Origin of the sequence: Haloferax larsenii (genome assembly GCF_024730625.1) — an archaeon.
GTDB classification, from domain to species: domain Archaea; phylum Halobacteriota; class Halobacteria; order Halobacteriales; family Haloferacaceae; genus Haloferax; species Haloferax larsenii.
In genome coordinates this window covers 44292-61100 of the sequence record NZ_CP078064.1, presented here as the reverse complement: position 1 = coordinate 61100, position 16809 = coordinate 44292, and the positions used below count along the sequence as shown (strand labels likewise).

11 protein-coding genes and 1 pseudogene are annotated in these 16809 nt (G+C 59.4%); 5 read left to right on the top strand and 7 right to left on the bottom strand.

Features of this window, described 5'->3' with window-relative positions:
- The first annotated feature begins 2634 nt into the window (after positions 1-2634).
- On the top strand, positions 2635-2871 hold the full coding sequence (locus tag KU306_RS16090) for a hypothetical protein (RefSeq protein WP_258303597.1): 237 nt from the start codon (positions 2635-2637) through the stop codon (positions 2869-2871).
- Positions 2872-2889: 18 nt separating this feature from the next.
- On the opposite strand, the pseudogene KU306_RS16085 reads toward KU306_RS16090, so the two are convergent.
- Positions 2890-3026 (bottom strand): annotated as a pseudogene (locus KU306_RS16085) (IS6 family transposase); the annotation flags it as partial.
- A gap of 259 nt (positions 3027-3285) precedes the next feature.
- On the opposite strand from KU306_RS16085, the gene KU306_RS16080 reads away from it, so the two are divergent.
- Positions 3286-3609 carry a tRNA-binding protein gene (locus tag KU306_RS16080; RefSeq protein WP_258303596.1) on the top strand — a complete coding sequence of 108 codons (324 nt, stop codon included), beginning with the start codon at positions 3286-3288 and terminating at the stop codon, positions 3607-3609.
- A 54-nt stretch (positions 3610-3663) separates the two neighbouring features.
- On the opposite strand, the gene KU306_RS16075 is transcribed toward KU306_RS16080, so the two are convergent.
- Both KU306_RS16075 and KU306_RS16070 read right to left on the bottom strand, forming a co-directional pair.
- On the bottom strand, positions 3664-4779 hold the full coding sequence (locus KU306_RS16075) for a rhodanese-like domain-containing protein (protein ID WP_258303595.1): 1116 nt from the start codon (positions 4777-4779) through the stop codon (positions 3664-3666).
- 118 nt (positions 4780-4897) lie between these two features.
- Positions 4898-5185, bottom strand: a complete 288-nt coding sequence (locus KU306_RS16070; protein ID WP_008321952.1) for a PadR family transcriptional regulator — start codon at positions 5183-5185, stop codon at positions 4898-4900.
- 332 nt (positions 5186-5517) lie between these two features.
- Here KU306_RS16070 and glmM point away from each other — a divergent pair, with 332 nt between their 5' ends.
- The 3 genes from glmM (at position 5518) to glmU (ending at position 9648) form a co-directional block, all read left to right on the top strand.
- Positions 5518-6843 (top strand): phosphoglucosamine mutase, encoded by a 1326-nt coding sequence (glmM, locus tag KU306_RS16065; protein WP_258303594.1) that lies wholly within the window; start codon positions 5518-5520, stop codon positions 6841-6843.
- A gap of 152 nt (positions 6844-6995) precedes the next feature.
- Positions 6996-8363 carry a M14 family metallopeptidase gene (locus tag KU306_RS16060; RefSeq protein WP_258303593.1) on the top strand — a complete coding sequence of 456 codons (1368 nt, stop codon included), beginning with the start codon at positions 6996-6998 and terminating at the stop codon, positions 8361-8363.
- Between the two features lie 103 nt (positions 8364-8466).
- Positions 8467-9648, top strand: coding sequence for a bifunctional sugar-1-phosphate nucleotidylyltransferase/acetyltransferase (gene glmU / locus KU306_RS16055; RefSeq protein WP_258303592.1), 1182 nt, complete (start codon positions 8467-8469; stop codon positions 9646-9648).
- Positions 9649-9781: 133 nt separating this feature from the next.
- Here glmU and KU306_RS16050 read toward each other — a convergent pair whose 3' ends face one another.
- The 4 genes from KU306_RS16050 to KU306_RS16035 all read right to left on the bottom strand — a co-directional run bounded on the left by KU306_RS16050 (position 9782) and on the right by KU306_RS16035 (position 16778).
- A complete protein-coding gene (locus KU306_RS16050) occupies positions 9782-11491 on the bottom strand; it encodes an asparagine synthase-related protein (protein ID WP_258303591.1) in 1710 nt (569 codons plus the stop codon).
- A gap of 28 nt (positions 11492-11519) precedes the next feature.
- Positions 11520-13328 (bottom strand): glutamine--fructose-6-phosphate transaminase (isomerizing), encoded by a 1809-nt coding sequence (glmS, locus tag KU306_RS16045; RefSeq protein ID WP_007542190.1) that lies wholly within the window; start codon positions 13326-13328, stop codon positions 11520-11522.
- Positions 13329-13697: 369 nt separating this feature from the next.
- A complete protein-coding gene (locus KU306_RS16040; protein WP_425499550.1) occupies positions 13698-15665 on the bottom strand; it encodes a hypothetical protein in 1968 nt (655 codons plus the stop codon).
- Between the two features lie 54 nt (positions 15666-15719).
- Complete coding sequence (locus tag KU306_RS16035) at positions 15720-16778, bottom strand: ATP-grasp domain-containing protein (RefSeq protein WP_258303589.1); 1059 nt, start codon at positions 16776-16778, stop codon at positions 15720-15722.
- Positions 16779-16809: the final 31 nt, after the last annotated feature.

The following is a 16809-nucleotide window of genomic DNA, read 5'->3' as shown; positions in this document are numbered from 1 at the left end:
CGTAACAGTTTGCGGTCACGTGGTAGTTCGGTCGACTCTCGAAGACGACCGACTCGACCGAATACCCGTCTCGGTCGATTCGCTCGACTGTCTCGACCGATGGATTGTCCATTCGCTCGGGTAGTCCGCCGATGCTCGACAGAAACGTCTCCCGGACTTGTTCTCGATGGTTTTCGAATTTTTCGGCGCGTTCGGCTGCAAAGTGGTCCTCAGCACGGTCCAACGCTTACCGTGACAACTGGTCTCGAACGTCGACGTATCCGTCTACGTACTTACCGAATCCATTCATTGGTGTTACTGTTGGAATGTCAGTGAATAATTATTATTCTACTGGAGGAACTGTCTCGTTAATGCCCCTCAACTGGTGTTCGTCTGTCGGGTGCTTGATGCGGTCACTGAAAGTCACAGTTGTGAATAATAGTTGCAAGAATCTCGCGGGCACTCAGATGACTTCTGCTCATGGGTTGTGGAAACGGTCGATCCTCATTTGGACATCTGAAACAACCTTTCAATCAGGTTTCGGTTTGTGTAATCGATCCGAACGTCCGACTCTAATCGGGTGATAGATGTCCAATAACCGAAGAAATCTGCCAAAAACTCAGTCTCTGAACAATCATGTTTCTCGGTGAGTCTATGGAGACACGCAGCCGTCGGATCTGTTCTGTGAGGTTTGAACACTGTGATGTCGAGAATCACCTCTGTATTGATGTTTATTGTACTGTATAATCAAGACCGTATCCCCGTTGGTTTTGACAGCAGTTTCGTCGACTGCGACCCGACTTGGCTGCGACGTCGGCGGATTTTAAATAATATTTTCTAAATGATGTATTTATTGAACTACCCTTGATACGCTAGTCCGCTGGTCGAACCTCTGATCAACGTCGGTACTGTGACTGTCGAGTCGCTCCTCAACACATGGCAGATACTCGTCGGACGACAGGCCTTGGGATACAGTTGCTTGGGGTATAGCTGACACTCTGTCGGCGGTCGACGTGACTGTCGAGTCACTCATCCCCGAGCAAGTGAGGCGTCCGTGGCACCGAGGGCTCAGAAACACACTCGCCTTCATCTTAGAGACTATCAATTCAGTTGTTCTCAAGACGGATCCGCACGTTGCTGATCAGGTCGTGGACGCTGCTACTGAGACGCGGCGGTTCGAATTCCGGGGGCAGACGTACGAGTTGACGCGACAGTAAGACGGGGATGGGTGTGTGACGTGGGGGTCGTGCGCACTCTGAAGCAGTCGGGTGCGTGAGTGCAGTACATTGGTCGGTCTGTGGTGGGTCGGATTGTGATCTGTCTTAAGGGGGCTCCTGTCGTTCACGGTGGGGGTGAGGGGGAGTGGGTGTGCTACTGGGGCTGTCGAGGTGACCTCGGTTCCAGTTGCCTCGGATGTGGGTGCCAGTGGAACTGCTATGTGGCGGGTTTGGTTCGGTGGGTGTGGCTCTCTGCGGTTTGGGTGGTGAGTGTTGCTAGCCTTCTGTGGGTGCGCTAGAATGGTGCGACTGTCGTCATATCTTCAGTCGGTTGGTGTGTTCTCTAACAGTCTGTGGCACGTCACTGATGCTGCACTCTGACCACACCTGTCAGTTGAATATATTATACGTCCTGTCTGTCTCCCTCTATGACGGTAGTACTGCTGTAATTGTATGTCGAATTTGATTATTGGATGTCATGTATTGGTTGGTTCGCTACTAATGTCTCCTGGAATGGCTGTCCCTCGAGGAGGTGGTGAAGTGTCTGGCGGCGGACCCACCTTGGATCATACGGGCCGTGGGCAGACGCTGGGGCAGTGCCGAGCGACCGTGAGTCCCGTGTTGGCCGTCGTGCTCGTGAGGTGTCCTTGTTTGACTCGCCACCGAGAGTGGGCGCTGTCTTAGTCTTGCGGTAGGGTGGACTAGTGGGACGCAATCTGTCGGTGGCTTCCAGAACGTCGTGTTAGTGGCCTACACGAACGCGTTGTTCGTGTGGAAAGTTCGAAAGCCGCCTGCTTTCGAGCCCGCAAACGCGCTTCGTGAGTTTGGGATGTCTCCCGCTGCCCACATTCCCACGTGTCTTCTCAGTCCCGCCGAAATGCACTCGCTGAGAAGGTCTGCAAGCAATCTACCCAATTAACTCAACGACTTGCTTGTTCCTCAAACTGGCGTAACTAGGCGGTGCCATAATACGACTAAAGTCGTGGAATTGACAATGGCCTTCCCAGTCTGTTCATAACGGAGTCGGTGTGGAATCTCTATTTAGGATGAAGGAAGTATTATATCCCATACTTTTTCATGTTGCTCAATTAAAGTATTCAACGTGGCTAATCAATATTTGCCATCTCGACGGGCTATTCTCGCGACTGGCCTTACTGTAGTCTCTTCAGGATGTATGGCTCCGTTTAGTAATGGGCCAGATTGCTCACTATCGTATGATCATAACGAAGAAGAGGATCACATTTATATGTATGATCTTGGCACCACGAGCAACAATGTCAATAAAGGAGGCAGCTGTAGCCGGTGGACAGCCAATAGTTGTTTCCAGATAACGTTGTGGATCAATACAGAGGTTATTACTAGGATCGAAGTCCAGGCACCAGATAACGAGACCGTCGCCCGCTGGAGTGCGAACAGTACATCTGAGTCTGAACAACCAATGGCGAATGAGAACAAAACCCTCCCGAGTGATAACGAAGATGTTTTTGTAGGGGTTACTGAGACACCCTCTGCTAATAATCCGAGTTTTGGTCCGGATGTTCCAGATTCTGCGCTTGGGGTTTATTTTGAACTAGCTGACCTGAACAAAGGAGAGATGGCTACGCGCCAAATATTGCTATTTGATGACGATGAAGAACAGGTCGAAGAAATGTCCGCTACACTAGATTGTTTATAGTCATTAAATAGGGCATTGTTAGTTAGTGACCTCCTCAACCGGTGTTCGTCCATCGAGCGATTGATGCGGTTCTGAAAATCATAGTATTGCACAAATTGTGTGAACTTCCCGTGGACGCTTCCGTGACTGCCCACCCACGAATGATGGAAGCGATCTTCTTGCTTCTCAAACTGGCCGTACCTAGACAGTGCCCTCCTAGATGATATGGAAAGTAATATCAAAAGCACACTTATAATTTATAGCTATACCTCATATCTATATTTTCTAGCTATAGTGTTGATCCCCCAGAGTCGTAACACGTCGCCGTCGAGTGGTTCGTTCGCGCGCCACTGGCGTTTCAGTCACATCCAGTCGAACAGCGTGTCTCGCAGTGACCGGTGGAACTTACGCAATGGACGTTCGTATTCACTCTCCATGACCGAATCCCCATTCGACGTGACAATCCGCGTCGCCACCGTCCAGAAAGCACCCGAGTTCTCCGAGTCGAACAAGCCGAAGATGGTCAAACTCTGGTTGGACCTCGGTGACGAGACACTCCAATCGGCCGCCCAACTCGGCTATCATCACGACGTCGACGAACTCGTCGGGACCCAAGTACTCTGTGCAACGAACCTGGGTTCGGTTCGGATTGCGGGCTTCAAATCCGAGGCGTTGACTGTGGGCGTCCCTGGTGACGATGGCAACCCCGTCCTCGTCACTCCCGAGAAGGAGGTACCGACCGGCGGGGCGCTTTATTGAACGAGAGCGCGACAGCTGACGACACTGTTCTGTCTGTCCGCAACTGGTGAGCGCCTAGCTGTTCCACTGCCACGGGTCCGACAGACTACTCGTCGCGTCGTCGGATGTCGTGTTGGTGGTCGCCGTGGTGTCGCCAGTCGCCGTCGCGTTCGTCGGGACCGATGTGGATGTCGTGTTCGTCGCGCTCGTCGATGCCGACGTCGTGTTCGTCGCGTCCGTCGAGTTCGTTCCAGTCGATTTCGTCGCCGGTACTGATGACCCGGTGTCTGCAGTGACCGTCCCGCTCGTCACCTCACCGAGTGGTGCTTGGATGGCGTAACTCGGCGTCTCGATTTGAATCGTGCTCTGTGCGTCCACTTGGACGAATCGAAGCTCGAGCGTGTACGACCCATCCGAGTCGATTTTGGTCGCTTCTACTTGGCCGGTCGGCGGGTGGAACGCCCAGACCGTTCCGTTCGCGTCGCCTTGGCTCGTCTTCCCGTCGATAGTTCGCACATCGTAGGTGTAGCTGGTGTCGCTCCCCGCGAGTGGGTAGTCCCGGTCGAGCCAGGCCTCGTAGCCTTCTTCGATAGCGTACACTTCTTCGAACCCCGCATTGAGCAGTGCCGCCGCCCGAAGCGAGGAGAGGTAGTGTGGGCATTGACAGTAGGTGACGACGCGGTCTGCCTTGTTCCAGTCTTCCGTGGGGTCGTACGCCCGACCATCTGGTGCGGGGCTGAGGACCGAGCCGAAGATGTGGGACACGTCGTGGTTGGTCTCGCTGCGTGAATCGACGAAGCGGGCTTCCCCTCGCGCATACCAGTAGTAGGCGTCTTCGATTGACACGAGTGGCACTTCGACGGACGTCTCGTCGATTTCGCGAACGACCGTGTCGTACGAACTCGTGTCGATTGCCCGCTCTTCCGGCACGGTGTCGAACTCCGGTGGGTACCCGTCGGAGGGATTGGTGTCCTTCGGCAGGTCGTCACCCTTTCGCGGACCGTTCTGTTCGTCCTGTGGAGTGGTGGTTGCCGTGTCCGTCGATGTCGTCGAATTCGTCTCGGTCGCCGTCGTAGCCCCTGCTGTCTGGCGTTGCTCGGCCGCACCACCCGAACAGCCAGCGAGTCCTGCGAGTGTTGCTGCACCGGTCAGTTGGAGGAACCGCCTCCGGTTCGACTGTCGTTCTGACATCGACAGGGCATTGCCCGCAACTGCTGTTTATTATTTTTAGGGTAAGGAAACCACCCCCTCACAGGCCGAAATCGTCCCGCACAGATGCTGATAGTTCACTTTCACGAAACAGACGTGGTCAAGCCGTTTGTCTCACGTAGCGTTTCTCCCAGCGCTGACGATTCCTGACCGCTTCGCGTCCCTCCTCTGTGAGGGAATACTCGTTGGTCCGGCCATCCCGACTGCCTTTGTCGATGAGACCACTGTCCACGAGTTCGTTCAGGTTCGTGTAGACCCGCCCCGCAAGGAGGCTTCGCCCCTGGGTCTGTTCGAGTTCCGATTTGATTGCTTGCCCCGAAGACTCGTCCATCCCGCTCACAACGAAGAGCAAATCGCGTTGAATCGCGGTCAATTTGTGTACATCCATGGTTGCCGACACGAGTCCGTCACACATGAACCACCCAGATTGTTGCTTCGGTTAAAGGACTCTATAAGCCCCGAAACTGTCGTTATCAAGCGATTACTCCCCACCCAACCACTGTCGACCCCCGGTTCTAGTCTCCTGATAGTAATGGTGGTGCCTGCACATCATAGACGTGGGTCGACACACACCGTCCCCCCTCCGGTACGTGCCGACCTGCGAACTGGGGCTGTCAGGGTGCCAGAGCCTGCCACTGCGCGTGGCTGGGCTACTCTCCCCTCCCATCTCTTCTCCTTACTGATATCATAGTAAGGAATGTGGAGTTCTTCGTCCGAACTATGTTCGGAACCAGCGGTGTCCGCGGAACAGTCGGCGAAGACGTCACGGCGGAACTTGCGGTCGCAATCGGCCGTGCGCTCGGGAGTGAAGGATACGACCGCGTCGTCGTCGGACGCGACGCACGAGAGAGTGGCGTCGTGTTCGAGCACGCACTCGCGGCCGGGCTTCTCGAATGTGGGGCAGACGTGATTCGCGTCGGAACACACCCGACGCCGACTGTCGCGCGGGCTGCCGAGTGGTTCGACGCCGACGCTAGCGCCGTCGTGACCGCCTCGCACAACCCTCCGACCGACAACGGCGTGAAACTGTGGACGAAATCTGGCCGCGCGTTCGGCACTGACAGACGAACCGCAATCGAGCGCCGTGTTCGGGAGTCGGACTACGAACTCGCGGCCTGGGACGGTATCGGCAGCGAACGACACCGAGACATCGGCGACCGCCACCGACAGGCACTCCGCGAGAGTATCGACCTCGAAGACTCCCTCTCGGTCCTCGTCGACATCGGAAACGGAACCGGACGACTCACCGCAGACGTCCTCGCCGACCTCGGCTGTTCGGTCACGACGTTCAATGGACAGCGCGACGGGCGGTTCCCAAGCCGACCCAGTGAACCGACCGCAGAGACGTGTCACGACCTTCAGACTCACGTTGCCCTGACTGGCACAGACCTCGGAATCGCCCACGACGGCGATGCAGACCGGATGATGGCGGTCGACGAGTACGGAACGTTCGTCGACGGCGACACACTCCTCGCGTTGTTCGGGCGGGAAGCGGCCACCGAAGGCGACCGAATCGCCGTGCCCGTAAATACGAGTCTCGCGGTCGACGACGCGCTCGCGATGGTCGGTGCAGACGTCGTTCGAACCCGCGTCGGTGACGTGTTCGTCGCCGAGAAGTGCGCCGAACCGGACGTGGTCTTCGGTGGAGAACCCTCCGGCGCGTGGGTCTGGAGCGACGAAACACCTTGTCCTGACGGTCCGCTTGCGGCCTGCAAACTCGCCGAACTCGTCTCGAAACGGGGGTCGTTAGCCACTCTCGTCTCCGAAGTCGATACCTATCCCCTCCGGCGCGAAAGCATCGAGACGGATGACAAAGCCAGCGTCCTCGAACGTGTCGAGACGGTCGTTCGCGAGCGGTACGACGACATCGACGACCGCGATGGCGTCCGTGTCGCGACTGACAGTGGCTGGTTCCTCGTCCGGGCGAGTGGGACACAACCCCTCGTCCGCGTCACCGCAGAGGCACGCACTGAGAGTGATGCGGACGACCTCTTCGACGAGGCGGTAGGGGTCGTCGAACAAGCGACCCAGTCGCTCTCAGTGTAGCTACTTCACGCATCATCCCGCTCAATCCGAGTTCTCCGCACTGCTAAAACCCATTCTAATAGAATGTTACTATCACACACGGGTATTTCAATGCTGAACATATGAAGACTGAATTTCACACTCTAGTGTATTGTACATCTAATTGAAGATTCATGGAGCCTAGAACCACTCGCCGAAACATACTGACTGCCGCTGGCGGACTCGCCCTACTGGGCACGGTCGGTACTCGAACTGCAACTGCCGGATTCGCTCCGGGATTCGTCGGAACTGCACCAATGTTGAGCGACCGTCTCCACCCGACGATGGGGACGAGCGACACCAACCCGACGCTCGTCGTCTACGTGAACTTCCTCTCGGAGGAATCGCAGTACTTCGTCCAGCACAACCTCGAAGACATCGTTCGCGAGTACGTCCTCACCGGCGACCTCAACGTCGAACTTCGGTTCCTGTCGTACCAACCGGATTCGCTCGACTCGCCCCTCGTCGGCGACGACGAGGGTGAGGCTCGTGCTGCTCGTGCCGCGTACGGCGTCTGGAACGTCGAACCGGAGAACTTCTGGACGTTCTTCGAGTTCATGTTCTGGAACTTCACGACCGAGACCTACACGCACGACCGGTTGGAGTCCTGCATGGACCAGGCAGGGGTTCGGAACATCACGAAGATTGCTAACCGCGCGTACGAGGGACGCTACAACAGCCTCGTCCGTGCGGCGACTGAGGACGCCGTTCGATACGGGATTTCGGACGTGCCACGGGTTCGACTGCTTCGGGACCACAAACACGGAAACTACGCGGATATCTTGGGCTGGACCCAGACCCGTCTCGACAGAGTCTCCAAGGGGAGTGTCGAGATTCACCCGCTCCTCCCGGACACGAAATACGAGACGCCCGTGTACGTCATCGATTCGGGGAAGCCCGGTCCCACGGCGTTCGTCGTCGGCGGGATGCACGGTGAAGAACCGCAGGGGTACATCGCTGCGGAGCACATGACCCGGTTCCGTCCGACTGGGGGGAAACTCGTCGTGATTCCGTACGCGAACCGGCCGGCGGTCGACCTCGCTGCGCGATACACCGAAGACGGCGACCTCAATCGCCAGTTCCCCACCGGGTCGGACCCGACCAGCACGCTCGCACAGGCAATCTGGGACGAACTCCTCGAACACGACCCCGACGTGGTCGTCGACCTCCACAGTTCGAGCGGAATTTACAAACACGACGGAAAGGTCGGACAGGCCATCTTCCCGACCCGTGCAACCCCACAGAACGCGGTCGACGCCTGCGACCTCGCCAACAACTACTACATCGAACGGTCTGTCTACCCGTCGTATTACGACTTCAAGCGCGGAAACACGCTCGATGGGTCGCGGCCGCTGTTCATCCACAAGGTGTATGGCGACCTGCACCTCCCGGGATACCTCGTCGAGACGACGCGAAAAGAGACCCACATCGAAGATGCGGTCATGTGGGGTGTCGCTCTCGCACGCGACCTGCTGTGGCGACACGACGTCCTCCTCGGATGAATCGCACCTACGACGGTCCTAATTTCTCCAACAGTCGGGTTTTCTACCGTCCCAGCCGCTTATATTGCGTATAATAAGGCCTCTCGTTCGACTACGTCAGTCTATGCAGGCTATCGTACTCGCTGCCGGCAAAGGTACTCGAATGCAGCCCCTGTCGAACGAGGTTCCGAAGCCGATGCTGTCGGTTGCGGGGCGTCCAATTGCGGCCCATACGGCCGACGCCGCGGTCGAAGCCGGTGCCGACGAACTCGTGTTCGTCGTCGGCTACGGCGAACAAAAGGTCCGGGAGTTCTTCGGAGAATCCTACCAGGGAGTCCCGGTGTCCTACGTCGTCCAGGACGAACAGCAGGGTACCGCCGACGCCGTTCGAGCGACGAGCGACCACATCGACGGTCCGTTCGCGGTCTTCTACGGAGACAACCTCTACGACCCCGAGGGAATCGCGAGACTGTTCGAGGAAGCGCCCAGCATCGCTTCGTTCCGCGTTCCCAACCCCTCGAACTACGGCGTGTTGAACGTCGAAGACGGCGCAGTCGCGGAAATCACCGAGAAACCCGAGGCCCCCCAAAACGACCTCGTCAACGGCGGCGCGTACGTCTTCCCCGAGGACGCGCGCGACATGCTCGACGTCCCGATGAGCGAGCGCGGCGAGCGTGAACTCACCGACGTCCTCGACCGAGTCATCGCGGAGTTCACCGTCACGCCCGTCACGCTCAGCCGATGGATGGACGTCGGCCGCCCGTGGGAACTCCTCGAAGCGAACGAGTGGAAACTCGGAACCGTGGAACGCCGCGTCGAGGGAGACGTCAGCGGGAACGCGACCATCCAGGGAAGCGTCGTCGTCGAAGAGGGTGCCACAGTTCGCGATGGGAGCGTCGTCGAAGGTCCAGCGTACATCTCCGAGGGCGCGACCGTCGGGCCGAACGCTTACATTCGGGGCTGTACGTACGTCGCACCCGACGTCCACGTCGGCCACGCCGTCGAAGTGAAAAACAGCGTGCTCCTCGAACGGACCACCGTCGGACACCTCTCGTACGTCGGTGACAGTGTCGTCGGACGTGACGTGAACTTCGGTGCCGGGACGAACGTCGCGAACCTTCGTCACGACGGCGACGTCGTGTCGATGACGGTGAAAGGCGAAGCCGTTTCGACTGGTCGGAAGAAGTTCGGTGCCGTCGTCGGCGACGGTGTCAAGACGGGTATCAACACTGCGCTCGACCCCGGCGTGAAACTATCGGCTGGGGCACGAACGAAACCCGGAGAAGCCGTCTCTCAGGACCGCTAACAGTAGCTGATTCGGTAGAGGTTCGTTTCTAGGTATCGCGCCGGTAGTTGGCCCGATAGTCATCCCGATAGCTGGCCCAGTATCGGCCCGGTAGAACCCCGAACTCCGTCGGCGCAGAAATAGCCCGGCTGGGTTAGAGGTTCGAGAGAAGTCGCTCCGGCGGACAGAGCACGTCGTTCGGCGTGAGCAGCGACGTATCGACGGCGGAGTTCATCCACGTCGTGATGTCGTTGATGCGGAGTTTGACTCTGACCGGGAGTTCGTGGATTCTGGGGTACCCAGGGAAGAGTTTGCGGTCGAGTTCGTTCTCCGCGTACTGGGCGTCCATGTCCGGCCACGGCGTGCTGAACGGCTCGACACCGGGGAGTTTCCGCCGCAGGAACTTCTCTATCTGGTTCTTCCTGAAGGAGTGGTGCGGGCGGTCCGGCGGGCGGTGCTGGAAGATGTCCGGGTTCAGCTTCCGCATAGCCTGCTTCATCGTCTCCGTGTTCCGCTCTTCGGGCGGCGTCTTCAGGTGCCAGTCGATGAGTTCGGCGTCGGCCGCGACGAACGACTCGATGTAGTTGTCGGAAAGTTCGAAGTGGAACGGAAGCGTCGGCTGATTCTGAATTCCGACGAGTGCGATGCTGTCGTAGATGTTGTCGTAGCGGTCCGACCACTTGTCGAGTTGTTCGTGGACGACCTCGTCGATGAACTCCATGCTCGTGTCGAACTCGTCGTAACACTCGGGGAAGACGTGGTCGCACGCCGGGTGATAGCCGAACTTCGACGACAGCACCTTGGTCGCGTTGGGGTTGGGGTCGAGCCCCTGAAGCGGGAACTTGTTCCCCAAGATGTCGACGACGTTCCGGGGGAGGAAGTGCCCCCGAAGGAGCGTGTCGAAGAACAGGCCGTGGAAGACGGTGTCGGCGTCGACCTTACCGTCGCATCCTGCGTGGTGGACGTGGACCGATTCTCGCGTCCCGAGGCAGTACTTGATGACGCCCTCGTCGACGTTGAGATAGTCGTCGTTCGCGACGAGCGTCTCGTGGTCTGCGCCGTACTGGTTCGCGATGTTCCGGGCGACGACGACCTCTGGATGGTTCGGCGTCCCGAGTGTGTAACACACGTCGATACCGGGATGCTGCGCGACGATTGTCCGCGAATCGTAGCCGCCGCTCAAGAGCAGTCCCTGTTTCCCCGGGTAGTTCGACCGGCGGGCGATAGCACGTTCGAGTCGTGCGGCGAGTTCGTCCACGTAGTCGAATTCGTCGGGGTCTGCCGGGTCGTAGATGAACCGAGACAGGGTTCCGGCCTCGTCGGCGGTCAGGAAGCCGTCGAACGGGACGGCGTTGAGCTGGTCGAAGACGGTCCGTTCGTCGACGACGACCCCCATGTGGACGTATTCGAGTAACCCACGCGTGTCGACGTCCGTGTGCGGAACCGCGGAGACGACTCGTCTCGGGTTCGTCCCGAAGACACGCCCCTTCGGCGTGTCGGCGTAGAAACACTGCCACGTTCGAATGGGGTCGGTCGCAACGATTGCGTCACCGTTCAGTTCGACGAACGCGAGGAACGACCCATTGAGTTCCGAGAACGCATCGCGGCCGATTTCCTCGTATCGGTCGAGTGTGTACTCGGCGAGCGGAGCCGAAACGTCGTCCGGGGGGAAAACCTCACCCCAGAGGACGCAATAGCCTCGCTCGTCACTGTAGGTCGCCGACCGACCGGGGAAGCCGAGCGCAGGGTCGCGAATCGCGACCGTCGCGTTTTCGCCCGCTCCGACCCAGTCGAAACTCGACCGTGAGGCGAGTTCGTCGAACGCGCCGTCGTCTTCGAGCACGCCAAACAGTTCTTTGTTCATCGTTCGGAGATTCGATATTCGGTCGCGTTCATTCGACGGTGACGCTCTTTGCGAGGTTCCGTGGCTTGTCTATCGCGCGGTCGAGCTCGGTCGCACAGTAGTACGAGAGCAACTGCAACTGGACGTTCGCGAGGAGGTTCGAACAGACGGGATGCATGTCCGGGACCGAGAGGTGCGCGTCGGCCGTATCCACGATTTTGTGGCTCGGCGGCGAGACGGCGACAATCGGTGCGCCGCGCGTCTGGGCCTCTTTGGCGTTCGTCACCGTCTTGTCGCAGTCGTCGGCACAGACTGCGAACACCGGCGTCCGCTCGGTGACGAGCGCGAGCGGGCCGTGCTTGAGTTCGCCCGATGCGAATCCCTCGGCGTGTTCGTAGGTAATCTCCTTGAACTTGAGCGCCCCTTCCTTGGCGACCGAACAGCCGAGTCCGCGGCCGATAAAGAAGTACGCGTTCTTGTCGAGGTGTTCCTGAGCCAGGCCGGCGGCGTCGCTCGACTGGAGGATTCTATCGACGGCACTGGGGAGCGCTCGCAGGTCCGAAAGCAGTTGCCCGACGTTGTTCACGCGGGTCGCCGTCTCGTTGACGCGAGCGATGTGCTGGCTGAGCATCGTGAGCATCACCGCCTGCGAGGAGAACGTCTTCGTCGCGGCGACGCCGATTTCGGGACCGGCACGGATGTAAAGTGGTTCGTCCGCCTCGCGTGCTGCGGTCGACTGCACGACGTTCGTCACGGCGAGCGTCGAGGCTCCCACGTCGCTTGCCTGCCGCAGTGCTTGGAGTGTGTCTGCCGTCTCGCCGCTTTGGGTCACTGCGACGAACAGTGTGTTTTCCGGCGGCGTTCCGGTGTTGACGTCGTATTCGCTGGCGCGAATCGCACGCGCCGACACGTCACACCGGTTCAAGATGCTCGACCCGAAGAGGGCGGCGTGGTACGAGGTTCCGCACCCGACGAGGTGCACGGTGTCGATGTCCGTGAGGTCCAAATCCACGTCGAGGTCGGTCACGTGCTCGTCGGCGTCGATTCGTCCCTCGATGGTCTTCTGCAGCGACGTCGGTTGGGTGTGAATCTCCTTGAGCATGAAGTGGTCGTACTGGCCCTTGCCGGTCTCGTCGGGTTGCCAGTCGACCTGTTGTACCTCGCGCTGGACATGCTGGTCGTTCTCGTCGACGATGTCGACGCCGTCAGTGCGTACCTCCACGGTGTCGCCGTCTTCGAGGTAGACCACGGTGTCGGTGTAGTCGAGGAACGCCGGCACGTCGCTCGCCAGGTAGTAGCCGTCTTGCTCGACGCCGAGCACGAGCGGCGACCCTTGCCGGGCAGCGAAGATGGAGTCGTTTCCGTCGACGACCACGGCGATTGCGTAACTTCCTTCGAGGTCTGCGACCGTGTGCTTGAACGCGGCGAGCGGTTCGTTCCCTCGGTCGAGGTAGTACGCGATGAGGTTCGGGATGACTTCCGTGTCGGTCTCGCTCGTGAACTCGTAGCCCTCGGAGAGCAGTATCTGCTTGATAGACTCGTAGTTCTCGATGATACCGTTGTGAACGACCGCGACACGGTCGCTCTCGTCGGTGTGTGGGTGTGCGTTCTCGTCGCTCGGCGGTCCGTGCGTACTCCACCGAGTGTGGCCGATACCGAGCGTCGCACTACTCTCGACGGTGTCGATGGTATCTTTCAGTTCCGAGACCTGACCCGAGCACTTCCAGACGTCGAGTCCGTTCCCGTTTTTGACTGCCACCCCGGCCGAGTCGTAGCCGCGGTATTCGAGCTTTTCGAGTCCGGTCACGAGCGGACCGAGAGCACGGTCTGAGCCGACGTGCGCGATGATTCCACACATTTCAGAACACCGCCGTGTGGGTGTCGGCGTCCCGGCTGTCGTGCGTAGCCGGGGTAGTCGAATGGTGCGGTGCGACTGGTGTCGTCTCGTTCGAGTGTTGGGTCCGACGTATCATGGTTTCGGGGTACCAGTGGGCGAGAGGGTGCCCTTGCAGTCCCCATGTGCTGAAAGTCCCATTACTATAGACGCGCTAAGCCGCGGCTTCGACGCCGAAATCTGGCGAATCCGCGCCGAGTCGGACGAGATACACGTGTGGCGGTTCGTGCTCGTAGACCACCCGATTTTCCCACTTTACGCTCCCCAGAAACAGTCGAAGGACGCCTTACAGTACCGATAAAATACCGTCTCCCAGCGAACTGACGCTCTCGGTCAGCGTACCGGGCGCGTACAAATCGTGACGTGGCCGTTCGAGTAGACGTAGTTCGTCGCCCCCGGACACACCTCGGTCTTGGATGGATTCAGATTCCGAACCGACTCGGTTTGATTCCGCTTGAAGTACGACGCGCTTTCGGATTGGTACGACCGATACGCCGTGATTCCCTGTGGCATCGGTCTGCCGTCGCTCGTGGGCAGCGGTTCGGCGGGATAGGAATCTGTTCGCTCCCACACCGTTCCGTACGGGAGGTCGGTGTACAGTTCACCGCCTTCACCAGTCGGGCGAGCCGAACTGAACGTCTCCACTGCGGCGAGTTCTTGGTCGGTGTACGAGAGGCGTTCGTGCTGGTCGGTGAACACTGGACTGTCCATCGCCCCGTCGTTCGACATAATCATGACGTTGGGGTAGACCAGTGTGAAGACGAGCAAGACGACACCGATGACCTTGAGTGTGGTTCGGTTGGCGAGGTGCCGAAATCCGACGACGCCGACGATAGCGAGCAGGGCGTAGAGGAACCCGACCCATCGACCCGGGACGAAACTCTCGATACCGAAAAGCGGGAGACCGAGCACGACGAACAGCATCGTGACGATACTCCCGACGAAGGTGTACGTCGTCTGGTTCGACCGCGACCGCTTGAGCACCGTGAGACAACCGATGACGCCGGCGAAGAGCAGTAACAGGAATCCTGCTTCGGTGACGTACGTCGATACCTGTGAGAGGAACGTCGGGCCGGCGCTCCCGCTCGCACCGGATGCACCGGTCGAGCCACCACTTCCGCTCACGCCGGTCAGGAACCCGGCGTTGAACAGGTTCACGTAGAAGTAATTGAGCACGGTTTCGAGGAAGGTGTCTCCCTTGTACGGGGTCAACGACCACGTGAACACGATGAGCCCGAGGTTGAACACCACGAGTCCGGCGAGGTTCACCGGGTTCGACCCGCCACCTGTGAACGAGAGGGGGTCGGGGTTCTCGGTGAAGAAGTCGAATCGGAGGAGTACCTGGGCGAAGAACCCCGAGATGAGAAGCACCAGCATGATGAACGACGACACTTGGTGGGTGAGGATGACGGCGGTGCTGAACAGCACGAGCAGTCCGAAGTCGCGCCAGCGTTCGCTCGCGTGCGTGATTCGAACGAGACTGTAGAGACACGCGAGGAAGAACACCAGCCCCATGCTCGTCGGGATGAGGTGCATCCCCCAGCGGACCACCTGGTCGCCCATCGCGTAGAGCGTGGTCGCGACGAGCGCCCAGCGAAGCGGGACGAGGAGCCGTGCGGTCCCGTAGACGAAAATCGGGATGAGCGGCATCACGACACCGAGAGAGAGGTACAACCCGTTCCGAAGCGACACGTCGAGCAGGTTCGTCGCCGCGGCCGTGACGAGGTGGAAAAGCGGCGAGGCGTAGTACTTGATGTCGCTGATTGCAGCCAGCGAATCCGCTTCGAGCACCATCTGGACGAACGTCGTGTGCGACCAGATGTCGATTCCGATGTAGCCAGTCGTCGTGTAGAGCGCAGCGAACCGAACCACAAACGAGTACACGAGGATTTGGGTGAGGAACACGCTCGGGCGGAGTTCCTCGGCCGGAGAGAGGAGTATCTGCCCGAGCAGCACGGCACCGACGACTCCGCCCACTTGCAGGAAGAGAACACTTCGTTCGCCTTGCTCGACGGCGATGACGACCATCGCGGCCAGTCCCAAGAAAATCCCAGCAGACAGGAGTCTACTGATGGATGGTGCCAGTGTTGGAAGACCAGCCGTCGTTCCTGTGCCTCGGGCTGCGAGCAGATACAGCACGCACCCCGTCCCTAGTATGGGCGGCAGCGTCACGATGAAAATCTGTGACGACAGGAACCGCAGCGGGAACAGTCCGATGGCGAGCACGAGACCAACGACTGCCGTGAGTACGTCGAGCTCTGCCTGTCGCAACCGACCGTATAGTGATGAGGGTAGGTTCATATGTAACGAATTCGAGCGTCCGAATCGGCGTTCGATGCCGACTCGGGACCGCAATTAGATTGTCGTCGTCTCTCTGTCGGTGGAGGAGAACACGTCGTGATAGTTCTGCGTCGCGTGGACGCCCCATTCGACGTCCACCTCGGGAAGGTCCTGCCCGAGGGCGTACTGGACGCCGAGCGCCGGCATGTTGACGCCTGCGCCGACGCAGGCTGAACTAGACCCAGAGAGACGGGGAGCGAGTTCGACGAGTTTTGGGTGCCCAGTGGCGTCCCGCTTGAATCGAAACGTGGCGTTGTATTCGAGGCCGAGTGACGAACTGAGCTCCCGCGCATACCGGATGAGCCTCGGACACTCCTCGATGGTGCTCTCGACGCATTCTCGGTCGCTGGTCTCGTCGTGGGTTCGCGACACCGCCACTGGAACGTCGTCCGCTCCGGCGAGTACGTCGACACAGTACTCCTCACCGGGCAGGTACTCCATCACGACGAGGTTCGGAAACTCGGCCGTCTCTTCGAGGACCGGGATGACGTCGTCTAAGGTTGTCACGATACTGCTGGACGTCTTCTCCACCAAGGCATCCGCCTGTTCGGCGTCTGGGTCGAGAATCCGGAGCCCGCGCATCTCGCTTTCGCCGGATGGCTTGAAGCAGACGCTCTGGGTGGGATAGCCGAGGGCGTAGACTGCGTCGATGAACTCTTTGGACGACGAGACGCGGTAAAACTCGGGCGTGATTGGGTGACACTGCTTGACGAGTGTGCCATAGAGCTCCCCGCTATCGCACGCGACGGCGAGCGTGTCGGGGTCTGAGACCATCACTTCGACTCCGAGTTCCTCGAAGGTGTCTGTGGCCTCCGAGAGCGGTCGCAGTTCCGATGCGACGAGCGGGAGCAAGACGTCGACTCCCTCGCGGCGCGCAATCTCCGCCACAGCCGGGACGAACTCGCCGCTCTCGGCTGTCGGTACAGTAGCCGCCGTATCGACGAGGCGAAATCCGCGCGCATCTGGGTCGGTATCGACACCGACGATACGAGCGTCGAACGCGTCGGTCTGGCGGAGTGCGCTGATGATGCCCGACGTGGCGGGAGACCCCACGCCGGTCACCAGCACGGTCATGCCGTCGTCCCGACTCGAAGGCCGAGTGGTA

Coding starts and splice junctions, on each gene's coding strand:
- KU306_RS16035 (WP_258303589.1), bottom strand. CDS start 16,778: ATGACCGTGCTGGTGACCGGCGTGGGGTCTCCCGCCACGTCGGGCATC.
- KU306_RS16060 (WP_258303593.1), top strand. CDS start 6,996: ATGGAGCCTAGAACCACTCGCCGAAACATACTGACTGCCGCTGGCGGA.
- glmM (WP_258303594.1), top strand. CDS start 5,518: ATGTTCGGAACCAGCGGTGTCCGCGGAACAGTCGGCGAAGACGTCACG.
- KU306_RS16075 (WP_258303595.1), bottom strand. CDS start 4,779: ATGTCAGAACGACAGTCGAACCGGAGGCGGTTCCTCCAACTGACCGGT.
- glmS (WP_007542190.1), bottom strand. CDS start 13,328: ATGTGTGGAATCATCGCGCACGTCGGCTCAGACCGTGCTCTCGGTCCG.
- glmU (WP_258303592.1), top strand. CDS start 8,467: ATGCAGGCTATCGTACTCGCTGCCGGCAAAGGTACTCGAATGCAGCCC.
- KU306_RS16050 (WP_258303591.1), bottom strand. CDS start 11,491: ATGAACAAAGAACTGTTTGGCGTGCTCGAAGACGACGGCGCGTTCGAC.
- KU306_RS16090 (WP_258303597.1), top strand. CDS start 2,635: ATGGCGAATGAGAACAAAACCCTCCCGAGTGATAACGAAGATGTTTTT.
- KU306_RS16040 (WP_425499550.1), bottom strand. CDS start 15,665: ATGAACCTACCCTCATCACTATACGGTCGGTTGCGACAGGCAGAGCTC.
- KU306_RS16070 (WP_008321952.1), bottom strand. CDS start 5,185: ATGGATGTACACAAATTGACCGCGATTCAACGCGATTTGCTCTTCGTT.
- KU306_RS16080 (WP_258303596.1), top strand. CDS start 3,286: ATGACCGAATCCCCATTCGACGTGACAATCCGCGTCGCCACCGTCCAG.